Origin of the sequence: Vibrio sp. MM46 (genome assembly GCF_027587135.1) — a bacterium.
Lineage (GTDB): Bacteria > Pseudomonadota > Gammaproteobacteria > Enterobacterales > Vibrionaceae > Vibrio > Vibrio harveyi.
This window is the reverse complement of sequence record NZ_JAPPTO010000014.1, coordinates 141,267-156,646: the sequence shown is the minus strand read 5'-3', so window position 1 is coordinate 156,646 and position 15,380 is coordinate 141,267. Positions and strand designations below refer to the sequence as shown.

At 46.6% G+C, this 15,380-nt stretch carries 13 protein-coding genes; all 13 read left to right on the top strand.

The genetic code is table 11. The features are described 5' to 3' along the window. Positions 1-38 precede the first annotated feature (38 nt). The 13 genes from OH459_RS16895 (at position 39) to OH459_RS16835 (ending at position 15,378) form a co-directional block, all read left to right on the top strand. Positions 39-2,021: a type VI secretion system Vgr family protein gene (locus tag OH459_RS16895; RefSeq protein ID WP_269987769.1), complete on the top strand. Its 1,983-nt coding sequence runs from the start codon at positions 39-41 to the stop codon at positions 2,019-2,021. Next, positions 2,021-2,629, top strand: coding sequence for a DUF6931 family protein (locus tag OH459_RS16890; RefSeq protein WP_212581405.1), 609 nt, complete (start codon positions 2,021-2,023; stop codon positions 2,627-2,629). The genes OH459_RS16895 and OH459_RS16890 overlap by 1 nt, the downstream gene beginning before the upstream one ends. Further along, positions 2,626-2,928 carry a PAAR domain-containing protein gene (locus OH459_RS16885; RefSeq protein WP_005426629.1) on the top strand — a complete coding sequence of 101 codons (303 nt, stop codon included), beginning with the start codon at positions 2,626-2,628 and terminating at the stop codon, positions 2,926-2,928. The genes OH459_RS16890 and OH459_RS16885 overlap by 4 nt, the downstream gene beginning before the upstream one ends. Before the next feature lie 201 nt (positions 2,929-3,129). Next, positions 3,130-4,599 (top strand): type VI secretion system protein TssA, encoded by a 1,470-nt coding sequence (locus tag OH459_RS16880; protein ID WP_269987766.1) that lies wholly within the window; start codon positions 3,130-3,132, stop codon positions 4,597-4,599. A 33-nt stretch (positions 4,600-4,632) separates the two neighbouring features. After that, a complete protein-coding gene (locus OH459_RS16875) occupies positions 4,633-5,154 on the top strand; it encodes a type VI secretion system tube protein Hcp (protein WP_005426582.1) in 522 nt (173 codons plus the stop codon). Positions 5,155-5,174: 20 nt separating this feature from the next. Continuing rightward, on the top strand, positions 5,175-5,678 hold the full coding sequence (tssB, locus tag OH459_RS16870; RefSeq protein WP_005443648.1) for a type VI secretion system contractile sheath small subunit: 504 nt from the start codon (positions 5,175-5,177) through the stop codon (positions 5,676-5,678). Next, positions 5,678-7,156 carry a type VI secretion system contractile sheath large subunit gene (gene tssC / locus OH459_RS16865; RefSeq protein ID WP_269987765.1) on the top strand — a complete coding sequence of 493 codons (1,479 nt, stop codon included), beginning with the start codon at positions 5,678-5,680 and terminating at the stop codon, positions 7,154-7,156. Before tssB ends, tssC begins: the two co-directional genes overlap by 1 nt. Before the next feature lie 230 nt (positions 7,157-7,386). Next, the gene (locus tag OH459_RS16860; protein ID WP_269987764.1) at positions 7,387-8,781 is read left to right on the top strand and encodes a type VI secretion system contractile sheath domain-containing protein; all 1,395 of its coding nucleotides are present in this window, start codon (positions 7,387-7,389) and stop codon (positions 8,779-8,781) included. Continuing rightward, positions 8,781-9,203, top strand: a complete 423-nt coding sequence (tssE, locus tag OH459_RS16855; protein ID WP_005451929.1) for a type VI secretion system baseplate subunit TssE — start codon at positions 8,781-8,783, stop codon at positions 9,201-9,203. Before OH459_RS16860 ends, tssE begins: the two co-directional genes overlap by 1 nt. Next, entirely contained in the window at positions 9,196-10,947 is a 1,752-nt protein-coding gene (gene tssF / locus OH459_RS16850) for a type VI secretion system baseplate subunit TssF (protein ID WP_269987762.1), read from the top strand. Before tssE ends, tssF begins: the two co-directional genes overlap by 8 nt. 12 nt (positions 10,948-10,959) lie before the next feature. Beyond that, positions 10,960-11,898: a type VI secretion system baseplate subunit TssG gene (locus OH459_RS16845; RefSeq protein WP_269987761.1), complete on the top strand. Its 939-nt coding sequence runs from the start codon at positions 10,960-10,962 to the stop codon at positions 11,896-11,898. Positions 11,899-11,955: 57 nt separating this feature from the next. Then, positions 11,956-14,562, top strand: coding sequence for a type VI secretion system ATPase TssH (tssH, locus tag OH459_RS16840; protein ID WP_269987760.1), 2,607 nt, complete (start codon positions 11,956-11,958; stop codon positions 14,560-14,562). Between the two features lie 12 nt (positions 14,563-14,574). After that, positions 14,575-15,378 carry an ABC transporter substrate-binding protein gene (locus tag OH459_RS16835; RefSeq protein WP_269987782.1) on the top strand — a complete coding sequence of 268 codons (804 nt, stop codon included), beginning with the start codon at positions 14,575-14,577 and terminating at the stop codon, positions 15,376-15,378. Positions 15,379-15,380 lie beyond the last annotated feature (2 nt).

The following is a 15,380-nucleotide window of genomic DNA, read 5'->3' as shown; positions in this document are numbered from 1 at the left end:
ATTTTTATTATTGAAAAGTTCAAGCATAAGGATATGCAATGGCTGATAAATACAGCAGTTCGGCTAGTTTAATGTCTGCAAAAGACTCAAGTAATCAAGAACATATCATAAGCAATGCAACAGTAAAGCAAGCCTTATCAGAGCCCTTTGAAATCAAAGCGATGCTGGTATCCAGTGGCTTTGACATGCAAGATCAGTTGGGGCAATTTCTTACAATAAACCGTTATTTCAACGAATCTGGCAGTAATACACTTAATCGTTCCTACAACGGAATTGTGACACTGATCCAACATTTAGGAATGGATTCAAATTTACAAAACCACCAATACGAAATAACGCTTAAACCGTGGTTTTGGTTATTAAAACACACACATTCCTTCCGGGTTTATCAAAATCAATCCACACAAGAAATCGTCAGTGATATTTTCGACAACGCTGGTTTCAAAGGAAACTATAAAATATCCAGCATGCCTTCAACCAAGCGTGAATATTGTTTGCAATATAACGAATCAGATTTTGATTTCGTTTCTCGCCTGCTCGCTGAGGAAGGTGTTCATTATTATTTCGAGCATACGAGTGGTTCACACACTATGATTTTGCAAGATGCTCAAACCCCATTTGATAAAGCCAGCACAGCAAAGTTCGACATGAAAGAAACACCGACTGGCTCACTCCCTCTGATTGAAGATTGGTGCCCGACCGTTGCCTTTCATGGCGCGAGCGTAGAGCTTTCAAGCTACGATTATTCGCAGACAAAACTCATCTCCAGCGGCAGTAAAACCTCCAGTAATACCATTGCCAACAACACTAAACTCGCCAACACGCATTACCCAACTTTGGGTATCAGCGGTGATATGACAGATCTCTCTAGCAATCTTGCCAAACGTCGAATCGAGTATGTTGAGCAGGATTACCAAAGTGTCATTGCCAGCGCAAAACATGATCTCTTCGAGCTCGGTACTTACTTCTCGCTCTCAAGCCATCTAGACAAAGAGCAACTTGGTGACTTTTCGGTCGTCAGTATGGAAGTGGAATACACCGAAAATGCAGAGAGCAGCACCAGACTGAAAGTGCTCCCAAAAGATACCCCTCACTACCCTCAACCTCGCTCAAAACAAGTAGTGCAGGGCTTACAGAGCGCAGTCGTTGCAGGCTCAACCGCGGGTGATATTAATCAGGATGAACAAGGTCGTGTGCGTATTCAGTTCCAATGGGATACAGACGCAAGCGGTGACAAAACCAGTTGCTATGTTCGTGTTGCACAGATGCTTGCGGGAAGTGGTTACGGTGCTCAATTTGTGCCGCGTGCCGGACAAGAAGTGCTGGTCTCTTTCATTGATGGCGATCCAGATAGACCAATCATCACAGGCAGCGTTTACAACAGCAAAAATGCCCCACCATACGCAGAAGCCAATACAACAAAGTCTGGCATCAAAACCCAGCTTTCCGGTGAAAGCAATGAGCTCTACTTCGATGACAAAAAAGACAGTGAATTGCTTTACCTTCACGCAGCCAAAGACCTGACACAAGAAGTTGAAAACAACCAAACCGAAACCATCAAGGGTGAATTAAGCCAAACAGTCACCAAAGCGGTATCCGTGTCGACAGAAGACAACTACTCGCTGAGCGTTACCAAAGCACTGAGCGAAAAAGCCAAGTCGATTTCGATTGAAGCTGACGATTCTATCGAGCTCAAAGTTGGCTCAAGCAAAATAACCCTGTCCTCATCATCCATTGCCATTGAAGCAACCAATATCGACGTCAAAGCCAGCAGCGCTCTGAATTTGGAAGGGACCAACGTCACCAGCAAAGCCACTTCAGCCAACAAAGTTTCTGGCACCACGACCGCGCTTGAAGCTACCAGTTCAAACAGCATTTCTGGCTTGAGTATTTCCATCAAAGCAGACACCACGCTCTCTGCAGAGGGCTCTTTGAGTGCCGAGTTTAAATCGGGGCTCAAAGCGACATTTGATGGCGGCGTAATGGGTGAAGTGAAAGGCGCAATTGTAAAGGTTAACTAATGAAATATAAGAAGATTCCATACCAAACGGCTGGGCAAATACTACCGAGATTTAAAGCCAGCGACGAAGCAAAGGCACTACTCGACGAGGAAACCAGCATCAGAGATGCAATTCAATCACTCACAGACAAAGAGCTCTACAACGATCTCGTGCAGTTTTTGACGCACGCTCTACCCGTACGTGAGGCAATTTGGTGGGGAGCGTTGTGTTTAAATCAACGCAATGAGGAATGGTCACCACTTCAAAAACAGAGTGTCGAAACTTGCATGGCTTGGGTGCGTTCACCCTCCGAAGAATTGCGCCGCAAAGCCGAACACCTATCTCACCGACTAGAACTAAACTGCGGGCCATCTTGGCTTGCTCAAGCAGTGTTCTGGAATGGTTCTGGCAGCATCGTTGCACCAGATATTCCACCCGTTATGCCTGATCCTTTTCTGTATGCCAAAGCGACTGCAGGTGCAATTAATCACGCAGCCGCTTTGCCTCAATGGGACAAGACGAAACCTTACTATCAAACCGCAATCACAATGGCTTTGGATATCGCTGCAGGCGGTCAAGGCGCGTCAAATAGCCAATCACAAACCGCTGAGCAAGGAGAACTACGATGACATTACCTGCTGCTCGTATCACCGACATGCATGTATGCCCAATGCAGACACCAGCAACCCCACCAATTCCTCATGTGGGTGGTCCGGTCACCGGTCCCGGGGCACCTACTGTGTTGATCGGTAGCTTACCGGCCGCGACAGTAAGTGACGTTTGCGTGTGCGTTGGAACCCCAGATTCTATCGCGATGGGAAGCACGACCGTGCTATTAAGCAATAAGCCTGCAGCCCGAATGGGAGACACCACTTCTCATGGTGGCAGTATTGTTGCGGGTATGCCCACAGTACTTATAGGGGGATAAAACCTCTTTATAAATCAGGATATTATATTGATAGAAGCATTCATCCGACCAATTTTTTGGATCGACATCTTAGTTTTTATTAAATAGTTAATTTTTATCGGCTATTTAGGAAAATCCTCACTAGACTGAAGTTTACAAACTATGAAACCAGAGGAACGGAATTATCTCTGGCTTAATAAAACAATAATTCATGGATTGAATATGGTTGACATTGATAGTCTTTTGGCACCGATCACAGATGGATCGCCGAGCGGCGTCTATCTAAAACTCGATAGAAGTGCCTATCGAGCACTGAGAAACAGTTACAATGCGGCGCAATCGTCATTTCGCCAGTTGGTGGAAACGCCCGAAGCATCCAGTGATGAATCCTTACTTGAGAGTAATGATGAAAATTGGACGCAACTGCGTACCGCGACATTTCACGCTCTCACCCAGTCAAGCAAAGACTTGGAGTTACTAGGTTGGTATATCACCAGTCAGTTGTTCACCGACGCACCCTATCGAAACCTTGCCGACACAACGCAAGTTCTTCTAAGCACCGTGGAGCAGTTTTGGGACTCTCTCAATCCATTCCTTCCTGAAGACAAACTAAAAAGCGCTGAGGAGTCTGGCATAGCGAGAGAACGTGCTGAGTTCCGTATGAAGCCTTTGCTACAGCTTGTTGGCGAAACTCATGATACAACTGCCGTGTATATGCCTTTGCAGTTAATCGGCTTGATTGATGACATCACTTTTGCCGATTACCTACGTGCAGAGCGCAACGGTTTGCTTGGCGAAATCAAAACTAAAGCGCAAAACCTATTCAATGCTGACACGCAAGACACCTTAATGGATTTGGCACAAACGTATCAGAATCTTGATGCTATAGAACAAGCCATCGCGAAGCATTGCCAACCAATTAACGCTACGCCAGTAAGTTTCAAATTCATCAAAGAAAACATCGCTGAACTGATAAATGCGATTCGTTACCTCACCGAAGATAATTTTTCCAAGTGGCCGTTAGACGAAAAATTTAGGCTGTTAAAAGATGAACAACAAACCGCTGAGTTAGAACTGCCAAGCGTAAGCGCTGCTGAGCCGACTGATAACATATTGAAATCAGTTGCTCAAACAACGGGTCAAGCGAGTAAAGAAACGAGCCAAACGTCTTCTACTCAGCAAATCGATTCTGTGCCCCCCACTTCAACCACACAGACTCAACCCCTTATCCAAGCGCCTTCCGTTAGCATCGATGTTCAAGTACACAATCGCGACCACGCCTTTCATGAACTTAGAAAGCTCGCCGACTACTTCAAACAAACCGAGCCACACAGCCCTGTTCCGTTCTTGCTAGAGCGCGCAATTCGTTGGGGTTATCTGAGCTTACCAGAACTACTCCAAGAAATGACTGGTGGCAACAACCAAGTGCTCGACCATATCAATCAACTCACCGGAATGGACAACTTAGAACAAACCATTCTGAAGAAAATTCCTGAACCACAATCAGTGCCAGAGTCGGTTCCGACCGTACCACCTGCGACTGAGGTTCAAACTGCCTCTAATGAGGAGTCTCAAAGTGCAACGTCAATTGAAGCAACAACGTCAGAGCAAAGCGACACTCCAAATACAACCAACCAACCAGAAGTAAAAACTACTCAATCGTCGAGCGGTATTACCGATTTCGAGTGGTGAAGCAAAAAATGCTAAAAAGCAAAGGAGAACCCAATGGCTTCTATTTACATGAGAATTGATGGCACCACACCAAAAGGTGCTGCAACGGTAGAAAAGATCGGTGGCAAGGATGGATTTTTTGCTATTGATACAGTGAACTGGAGTGCCGTTCGTGGCGTTGGCATCGACGTCGGTAACGCGAACAACGCAGACCAAGGCATGGTCGCGCTAGGTGAAGTGAACATCTCTCGTGGCTGTGATGGCGCGACACCGTACTTAACGACTTTCCTTTACGCACCAGGTGGCGAAGGCAAAACCATCGAGATCGTGATGACTAAGCCAAACCGTGAAGGTTCTGGTGCAGATCCATACCTAATCCTGACACTAAGTGCTGCGCGTATGTCGAGCTACAACATGGGCGCGTCGGATGGTCACCTACCAAATGAATCATTCAGCCTCACTTACACCGAAATTTCGAAAGCATACTACATCGAAGGCGAAGGCGGCAAAATCGAGAAAGGTCCTGAAGTGGGCTTTGATGCGACGACAGCGAAAGTTACTTCGACAGCTTCTTAATGGAATAAGGAGATACCATTATGGCACTGAACTCCCAACACAAGCGAGTGAGCAAAAACCGTGTAAGTATTACTTACGATGTCGAGACGAATGGCGCAGTAGAAACCAAAGAACTCCCTTTTGTGGTGGGAGTCGTCGGTGATTACTCCGGTCACAAGCAAGACAAAGAAGACGTGGAAGATCGCACCTTCTATAACGTCGACAAAGACAACTTCGATACTGTTATGAAGCGTGTTGGTCCTGAGTTATCACTCAAAGTGGACAACGTTTTGGTTGATGACGACAGCCAAATCGAAGCGAGTCTGAAATTCTCATCAATGAAAGATTTCGAGCCTGAAGCCATCGTTGAGCAAGTTGAACCGCTCAAGAAGCTTGTTGAGACTCGTAACCAACTCAAAGTACTGCTTTCAAAAGCGGACCGTTCTCGTGATCTAGAGAAGCTACTCAAGGAAGTGCTGCAAAGTGCAGACACTATCAACGCCCTTTCCGATGAGCTAGGCATCCAGAAAGAAGGAGCAGAATAATGACGACGGAAGTTGAAAACCAACCACAAGCAGAAGCGGCTGAAGCTTCGTTGAGCTTTCTGGATCGTGCAATCGAAGCGACCACACAAACGCCAGCGGACACAACAAAAGAACTGTTCTCAGTGTTAGCAGAGCAAGCGCTAAGCGGCACAGTTACATGGGACAAGAACGTCACCAAAACGATTGAAAACGCCATCGTAGAGATCGACAAAAAGCTTTCTAAACAGCTATCGAAAGTCATGCAAGAAAATGATTTCCAAAAGCTAGAAGGTTCATGGCGTGGTCTGCAAAAACTGGTTAAAGAGAGCGACCTAGGACGCTCACTGAAAATCAAAATGGTCGACTACACCAAAGACGAGCTGCTTGATCAATTTGAAGATGCACCAGCCATCGACCGTAGCCCACTGTTTAACGCGGTATACCAAGGCGAATACGGCACAGCAGGTGGTGAACCATACGGCACCTTCATCGGTGACTTCGAGTTCAGCGCAAAAGATGAAGACGTCGCCCTACTTCGTTACATGGGTGAAGTAGCCGCTGCGTGTCACGCTCCGTTCGTAGCCGCAGCAAACGCTGAAATGTTTGAATTCAATGACTTCACTACCTTTGAAGAAGGCAAACCTGTCGCAGCTGGTTTTGATTCTCCCGCTTATGCTGCATGGAACTCGTTCCGTGAAAGTGACGACGCACGTTACGTAACTCTAACATTACCTCGTACACTGGCTCGCCTTCCTTACGGTGAGAAAGGTCTTGGCACCAAACTGTTTAGCTACGAAGAGTTAAACACTGACCAAGATGGCAACCCGAACCCATCAAGCAATGATGAGTTGGTTTGGTCGAATGCCGCTTACGAGTTGGGTCTGAAAATGACGCAAGCGTTCACTGCGTACGGTTGGTGTACAGCGATTCGCGGTCTGGATAACGGTGGTAAAGTGGAAAACCTACCAAACCTAACGTACAAGACCGAAGCTGGCGACTTGGTTCAACAATGCCCAACAGAAGTGAACCTAACCGACGAACGCGAGAAAGAGTTAAGTGATCTAGGCTTCTTGCCACTGGTTCACTACAAGAACTCAAACTATGGCGTGTTCATCGGCGGTCAAACAACTCAGCAACCGAAGACGTACACAGATCCAGATGCAACAGCAAACGCTGCAATTTCCGCGCGTCTTCCTTACATCATGGCAAGTGGTCGCATCGCTCACTACTTGAAAGTCATGGGTCGCGACAAGCTAGGTTCAAACCTAGAAGCGCCAGACATTCAACGTGAACTTCAACTGTGGATCGATCAATACACCAACGCAGGTGCAATTGGTAACGATCAACGAGCCAAAACGCCATTGGCAGAGTCTCGCATTGAAGTGGTTGAACAACCGGGTAAACCGGGCGCATATTCAGCCGTTGCTCACCTAAGACCTTGGCTACAACTTGAAGAACTGACTACGTCGGTTCGCATGGTAGCGAAGATCCCAGGTTAATACCGATCACAATAAGTAAGTGGTCAGAGTTAGAGCAGGAATAACGCTTGAGAACAAGGCTAAAATTTCGGTAAGTAGTTATTCTACAATCAAAATTTTAAACGAAGTTATCGAGCGTTATAACCAGCTAGAATGACCAGTTATTTACTACGATCGGTATACGCATGATAAAGCTTGGTCGAAGTAGGATGCTTCGACCAAGCCAATTCGATTTAGGTCACAAGGATAGTATGAGTAAGATTTATCACTCAGGTTGGCAGACCCAATTTACACAGCTAGACGATAAAGACAGCGACTTTTTACAAGAGGCGCTCTCTTTACTGTCTCAAGTGTCTCGCTCCGCGCTAGACAATTCAGATGCGCTTATTACACATGTTTCACGCTTGATTGCAGAGATTGACAATAAGCTCTCGAAACAAATGGATAAGCTATTGCATCATCCAGAATTTGAGTCACTGCAAACCAATTGGCTAGGACTTCAAGGTTTAGCCACCCTGCCCGTTAATTACCAACGTACTCAACTCAAGCTACTCAATATGAGTTGGGAAGAAGTGTCTTCCGACGTCAATCAAGCCTACAGCACCAAAACATCTGAGCTGTACAACAAGATCGGCAACCAAGAGTTAAACACCTTGGGCGGACATCCATTCGGTTGCTTGTTATTCACACAACCTATCGCGGCAGATATGGATTTCGAATCTGACTACGATGACTTGTTCACCGTCGAGCTATTGAGCCGCTTAGGTGAAGCGACGTTATGTCCAATGCTATTTGCTCCTAATCGCGATTTCTTTGTCGAATCCGGCGCAGACTGGCTTTCTGACATCAACCGAATCGAGAAGATCCTCGCCAGCCCTGATTACCAATCGTGGCAGTCCTTACGCAGTAAGTCCTCTGCGCGTTTTGTCGGTTTAGTGATGCCAGAAATGTGCATGCGTACACGTTATCAAAACGCCAAAGTGGGATTCATCTACAACGAGAAGCAAAACGGGCTTTGGGGCAATGCGGGCTTTGCGTTTGTATCCACCATTATGCGAGAGCATCAACGGGTGAGTTGGTTTGGCTTCTTGAAATCTCGTTGGAACGACAACAACCAAGGTGCCGTGGTCAATCAAAGCCAAAGCGATAGCCATTTTCTGATTCAACCACAAACCAAAGTGACCTTGTTTGGGCAACTGTCGACCTTCTACAGTCGAAGTGGTTTTATCCCTCTTACTAAGAGCCCTTTGAGCGATAAGTTTTACTTCAATGGTAACAATTCGATTTGGCACAACAGCGAGTCTGATAACGAGAAAGTCCTCACTCAAATCCAAACCTCGTTGATGTCTTGCCGTATTGCACATTATCTCAAAGTACAAGTACGCGAAATGATCGGTAGCTTCAAAACAGCTGCTGAGTGTGAGTTGTTCCTCTCCCAATGGGTTGAAAAATTCTCTAGTAACGTTGCGTACGCCAATGAAGAAACCCTATCAAAATACCCATTGAGCTTCGCAAAGATCAGCGTGTGCGACTCTGACCATCATCCGGGCAATTTCGTCTGTACATTGCGTATCGTCCCGCAGTATCAATACGACCATTTCAGTGGCGAAGTGGTGCTGACGACAGAATTGGATGAGGTGGCGTAATGAGTTTTTGGCGTACCTTTGTGCAAACTGCCCCTACGACTCGTCGAGATGATATCGAGGACATCAAGTATCACCTGACTCGCCTGTTTGATTCGGAAGCGTCACTGATGAGCATTGATGATCGGTTAACCGAAGTGCAGCGCTCTAACTATCGTTTTGGCATCGAGGATGTGCACCTGTTGAGTGCTAGTCTCGACCACCAGCAATTAGCCCTCAAACTAGAAAACTACATTCGACATTTCGAGCCACGCCTTAGCCAAGTCATGGTTGAACTGGTTGAGCGAAAAGCGGGAGAAAACACCATCGCTTTCAATATCGTCGCCAAAGCCAAAACGGCACAGGGCGAAAAAGAGCTGATTTTTGATTCCAAGATTTCATTAAGCGACATGACCACCGATATGAAGGAGGATTTGTATGAGTGATCCTCTACTGCGTTATTACGAGCAAGAGCTGACTTTTGTCCGTCGAGCCCTCGGTCAATTTGGTTCTGAACATCCAGAACACGCACAACGCCTCAATATTCATCAGGGACAAATCGAAGATCCGAGTTTAGCCCGCTTATTGGATGGCGTGGCACTACTGAATGCCAACGTCGAAAAGCGTCTATCTGAGCAAATCCCTGAAGTTGTCGAAGGACTACTTGGTGTACTTTACCCAAGTTACGTTCAAACTGTGCCAAGTGTGGCGTATCTAGAAATGAGCACAGACGCCCCTTCCACTGACAGCACGACGCTTCCCAAAGGCACACGCTTTTCTTCCGAGTCACAAGGCAAAACATGTTTGTTCACCACAACGGATGAACTCAAAACGACACCATTTACACTGATTGACACCAAGGCAAGCAGCGCGCCTTTTGACTTCAATCGCCCAAAAGGTAGTGAACAAACTACCGCCGTTATTCAACTCACTCTGTCTACTGGCGATGATGATGTGCACTTCAGTCAATTCGCGTTAGAAGATCTCGACTTCTTCGTTCAAGGTTTCGAGAACAATGCGGATTCCTTAGTTGAACTGCTGCTTAGTGAAGCGCGTGCAATATCGATTTCCGACATAAATGGCGAGAATCACGCTGTCTTGGCTGCCAATCAGCTCAAGAGCCGAATCAGCGATAAACAGTTTCAATTTCTGCCACAAAAAGGCAATCAATTTTCTGGCTACCATTTGATGAACGAATTTTTCTTCTTCAAAGAGAAACGTCAGTTCTTCCGTCTTAAAGGCTTTGGTGAAGCCTGTCAGCAACATGATTGCTCCACTGTGGTATTAAACCTGTTCATGCACTCTTTGCCGATGGAGTTTATCCGTCTTTTCGATAACCAAGTGTTTAAGCTCAATGTCGTGCCTGCGGTGAACTTATTCGAACAAACAGGCGAACCAACCAGCTATGACCAACGCAGCCTGACCATTCCCGTTAATGCCGATGCCCATACCGATAATGAAATTCAAGTGGTCGACATTTTGGATGTGTTTGAGATTACGTCGAGCGGTCAAAAACTGCTGACGCCACTGTTTAAAGACAGTTACCAAAGCGACCCGCATTGTGATTACTGGCAAAGCCGAAAAGATTCCACAGGTGAACTGCGATTGGCGATCAGCCTAAATGCCAACCAAGAGCTCGAATTCAACAAACTCTATGGTACTCACCTCCTTTGTACCAACGGCAAACAAGCATGCACCATCAACGGTGAGATGACATGTTTGGAACCGATCGATTTGCCCGGTGATTTTCATTCGCTCTACCCGCCCTCAGCTCCGATAGAACGTGAATCTGACGCCAATATGCACTGGCAATTTATCGGGCTTCTGAACAGTAATTTCTCGTCTTTGCTGCACTCTGAAGATCCGACTCAGCAGCTTAAGCAAATGCTGCAATTGTGTAGCCGCAATCAGTTAGTAAGCGATGAAATTCAGATGATTCAGTCAGTAAAAGTGCGCTCACAAGTTTCATCAATGCGAATTCTTGGTAAGAACGTCTTCTCTCCGGGCACAGAGATTGAAATCACTCTCGATACGTCTGGCAACTATCTAACTTTCACCGATGTGTTGAATCGCTTCTTCCAACAGTTCTGTAGTTTTGATCGCTACATTCAGCTCACAATTCGTCTTTATGGCAAAGATGGCATTGCGAGGCGTTATCCAAAAATCCACGGGAGCCAGCGCTCGATGTAGCGTGGAAGATAGATGATGTCGATGTCACTGATTAACGATTTGAAAGCGAACCCACATGAGTATGACTTTGCTCAAGCAATGCGATTGCTGATGCAAATGGCAAAACAGTCTGGGCACAAGCTGAAGTTAGAGCTTAAAGCGGAAGCCATGCCTCATGGTGATGCCGACGATATTCAATACTTCTCGTTCAGTGACCACAGCGCCAAGGTTCGCATTGCTCAGCAAGCACTATCTGGCGCACAAGGGGTTATCCCAAACTACATCTATGAAGAATTGTTGTTTGCACTGCATAACGATGATCACGCACTGAAAGACTTTTTAGACGTATTCAATCAGCGCCATTTTGAACTTGCCGCTCAGCTAGAACTCGCTCCTCACCTCTTGGTGCAGAAAGAGCTGGCAAAAGAAAAAACCGATCTACTCAAACAACTGGCGAACCTAAAACACGAACACGGCACGCTGTTCCAGTATTCGCTGTTGTTCGCTCAAGGACATCGTAACTTAGAAACGTTAGAGCAGATCCTTAACGACTACTTCCCTTACCAAATCGATGTGTCGACTAAGAGCCATGAACGTCGCCAGTTACCCGCTAGTTCTCTTACCCGTTTAGGACAGAAAGACGACTATAACAGCGGAATCGGACAGGGCTTCCTCATTGGCAAAACGTGCATGACTTACAACCAACATTTGGTGGTGAGTATCCAGCCTGCCAACCGCAAAGAACTGCATCAAATTCATCGAGATACTCAGTTGGCGAGCCACATGCGCCAGCTCATTCAACATTATTTACGAGACGCCACGCCGATTTCTATTTATCTCAACGTTAAGCGTGCGTATCTCGAAAAACCAAGGCTGTCTGCTCAACCAGATCAAGCCGCGAAGTTGGGTGAAGTGGATTGCCTCGCCCCAGAACGTAAACCTACAGAGCGGATTCGGATTCTTCTGAAATAGCTAGGTAGACACCGCGACGACAAAGAAGGTTATCGCGCAAAAGACAAGGATAAGGTTATGACACAAGTAACGCTGACAAATTTAGTCGCCAAGTTATCGCCAGAATTAAAGCGCGCATTGGAAGCCTCTGCGGGTGCAGCTATGAACCAAGGCGTTGCCGCCATTGAGCCAGAACATTGGTTGCTCACGCTATTGAATCAGCAAGACACACATTTAAAAACTCTGATTGAGAGTCAGAAGATCAACCAAGATCAACTTGCCAGTGAGCTAGCAAATCGCATCGAACGCCTACCAAAAGTGCAAGACAGCCAACCAACGCTTAGCCATGCACTGACTGAACTACTCAAAGATGCTTGGATGATTGCCTCCGTTAACTATGGACATGGTGAAATCATCAGTCTGCATCTCGTTCAAGCACTGTTGCAGCAGAACATCATGGGCGTATCGAGCAACAATCTCGAATCTCTACAAAACGTGTCGACCGAGTCCCTACAAGGTTTAATCAACAAAACGCCGGTGAAGCGCGCAACGCAACAAAGCACAGGTGAAGCAAGTTCAGCCGCAAACACAGCAAGCGCGAACGACGCACTAAGCAAGTACACCATCAACCTGACTCAACAAGCGATTGAAGGCAATATCGACCCGATTTCTGGGCGTAATTCTGAAGTAAGAAAAGCCATCGACATTCTTTGTCGTAAGCGCCAGAACAACCCTATTTTTGTTGGTGAGCCGGGTGTGGGTAAAACTGCTGTCGTTGAAGGCTTAGCGCTGAGAATCGCAGCAGATGAAGTACCAAGTGCGCTGCAAGGCGTTCAACTCCATTCACTTGATTTAGGTTTGTTACAAGCAGGTGCCAGCGTAAAAGGCGAATTTGAAAACCGTCTTAAAGACGTTATCAATGAAGTGAAAAACAGCGATGTGCCAATCATTGTATTTATTGATGAAGCACATACGCTGATCGGCGCTGGTGGCGCAGCAGGACAAAATGATGCTGCCAACCTATTGAAACCCGCTCTTGCGCGTGGTGAGTTCAAAACCATTGCCGCAACAACATGGGCAGAGTACAAAAAGTACTTTGAGAAAGATCCTGCTTTGACTCGCCGTTTCCAAGTCGTGACTGTAGAAGAGCCAAATGCAGAAGATGCCAAACAAATGCTGCGTGGCATTGCGGCTTCATTGCAAAAGCACCACGGCGCGTTTATCACTGAATCCGCGATCGATGCCGCAGTCAACCTATCCATTCGCTACTTACCTTCTCGCCAATTGCCAGATAAAGCGATCAGCTTGCTCGACACGGCTAGTGCGCGTATTGCATTAACTCAAGGTGCAAAACCAGAAGTGATTGAAGCGTTGGAGCAAACCATTCGTTATCAACAAAACGAGCAGTCTGCTTTGGAGAAAGAGTTTGATTTGTTCGGCACAGGCGCAGAAGAGATTGCCGAATTGAAGCAAGAAATCACCACCAATCAATCTCAATTAGCGGACTACCAAACTCGTTGGGAGCAAGAGATTACCTTGGTTGATGAGATTAAAGCGCTTCAACAAAGCATCACAGAAAGCGAAACACCAGCCGAAGCTCAGCAAAGCCAGTTGAATGCCCTTCTAGACCAATTGCACGAGCTTCAAGGCGAAGAGCCGTTAGTTAATGCAATGGTAGATGATTCGACCATCGCTCAAGTCATTTCCGGTTGGACAGGCATTCCAATCGGCAACATGATGAGTGACGAAATAGCTCGCCTATTGTCACTAGAATCTGAGCTGGATAAACGCGTTATCGGTCAAAACGTGGCGAAGCAAGAGCTGGCAAAAGCAATTCGAATCTCGCGCGCTGGCTTAACTGATAATCGCAAACCAATCGGTGTGTTCTTGATGTGTGGTCCAAGTGGTGTCGGTAAAACGGAAACCGCCATGGCGCTCGCTGAGCAGCTTTACGGAGGCAGCAACGATCTCACGGTTATCAACATGACCGAGTTTAAAGAAGAACACAAAATCTCAATGTTACTTGGCTCGCCTGCCGGCTATGTTGGCTTTGGTGAAGGTGGCGTGTTAACCGAGGCGATTCGCCGCAATCCTTATTCTGTCTTGCTTTTGGATGAGATGGAAAAAGCGCATCCGGGCGTTCATGACCTCTTCTATCAAATCTTCGATAAAGGACACATCAAAGACAGCGAAGGTCGCACGGTGGATTTCAAAAACACCTTAATCATCATGACTTCTAACGCCGCAGACCAAGCGATTTGCGATGCGTGTGATGAAAATGCCGAACGCATCAGCAACGATGAGCTGCTTGAAGCGATTCGTCCCGATCTACAACGCTACTTCAAACCTGCGTTCTTAGGGCGTACTACCATCGTGCCTTATTACCCACTCAACGATGATGAGTTAGCGAAGATCACCGAAATCGCGCTAAACCGCATTCGTAAAAAACTGGCAGAACAGTATCAAGCGAGCTTTACGTGGGATGCAGGTTTTGTGGATTTGGTTGTCAGCAAAAACACCGACCCTACGACAGGTGGTCGCGCGGTTGAGCAAATCATTAACCGCTCTTTGATGCCGAAGTTGGCAGAAGAATGCATCGCGCGTCTGAGCGAACAACAACCGATTAGCCAAGTGACGGTGACCGCTGCGTCCACGCCACAGGGCTTTGAACTGGATATTCAGTAGTAACGAATCATGATGTTTAGAAGCGTACATTCACCCCATCTCGTCACCACCTCGATTCTTGTTCAAGAGGCGGCGGTCAGCTGTGGGGTGAGTCTTTTCCGCAAAATAACTAAGCTGTTTTCGTCGCTGTTTATTTTGCTTGGCGCCCTATTCTCGTTCGAAGCATGGGCGCAAGTTTGGATTGGTCCCGACCGATTACTGCTTGCAACCCACAAATGGGCACCGTACCAAACTCACCAGAATCAAAACATGGATGGGTTTGCGCTCAACCGCGTCAAATGCGCGCTTGGCGAAATGGGACAACCTTACCAACTGACCATGACAGAATGGTCTGACGCACAGCTTCACGTGCACAGTGGTCAACAGCACGGTTTTTTCGTCTCGCCGAAAACCAGAGAACATGACAGCTATGCAACGTTGTCTGCTCCTATTACGGAGCAAAAATTGCGTTGGTATTTTGGTCCGGGCGTAGAGCCTAAGCTTGATGATTTGTCAAAGTTGAACCTTAAGTTCTCGGCAGAATTTGGCTCAAGCACATGGTTTTGGCTGAAACGTAATGGATACAACGTCGTTAAGCAGCCACGAGATGCTAAGGTTTTACTAAGGCTTTTAAAACAAAGAGAAATTGACGTCGCACTGGAAGATGAACGGGTGTTCCACACTGAAATAAGCCAAGCCTCTCTTCCAAGCGATTACTTCTATTCTCAAGTATTCGAAACCAAGCCAATGGGCGTGTATTTCTCTAACCGCTTTTTGGACAAATATTCTGGTTTCTTAACCGCTTTCAACACAGCGTTGGCTAAATGCGAGGGATAACA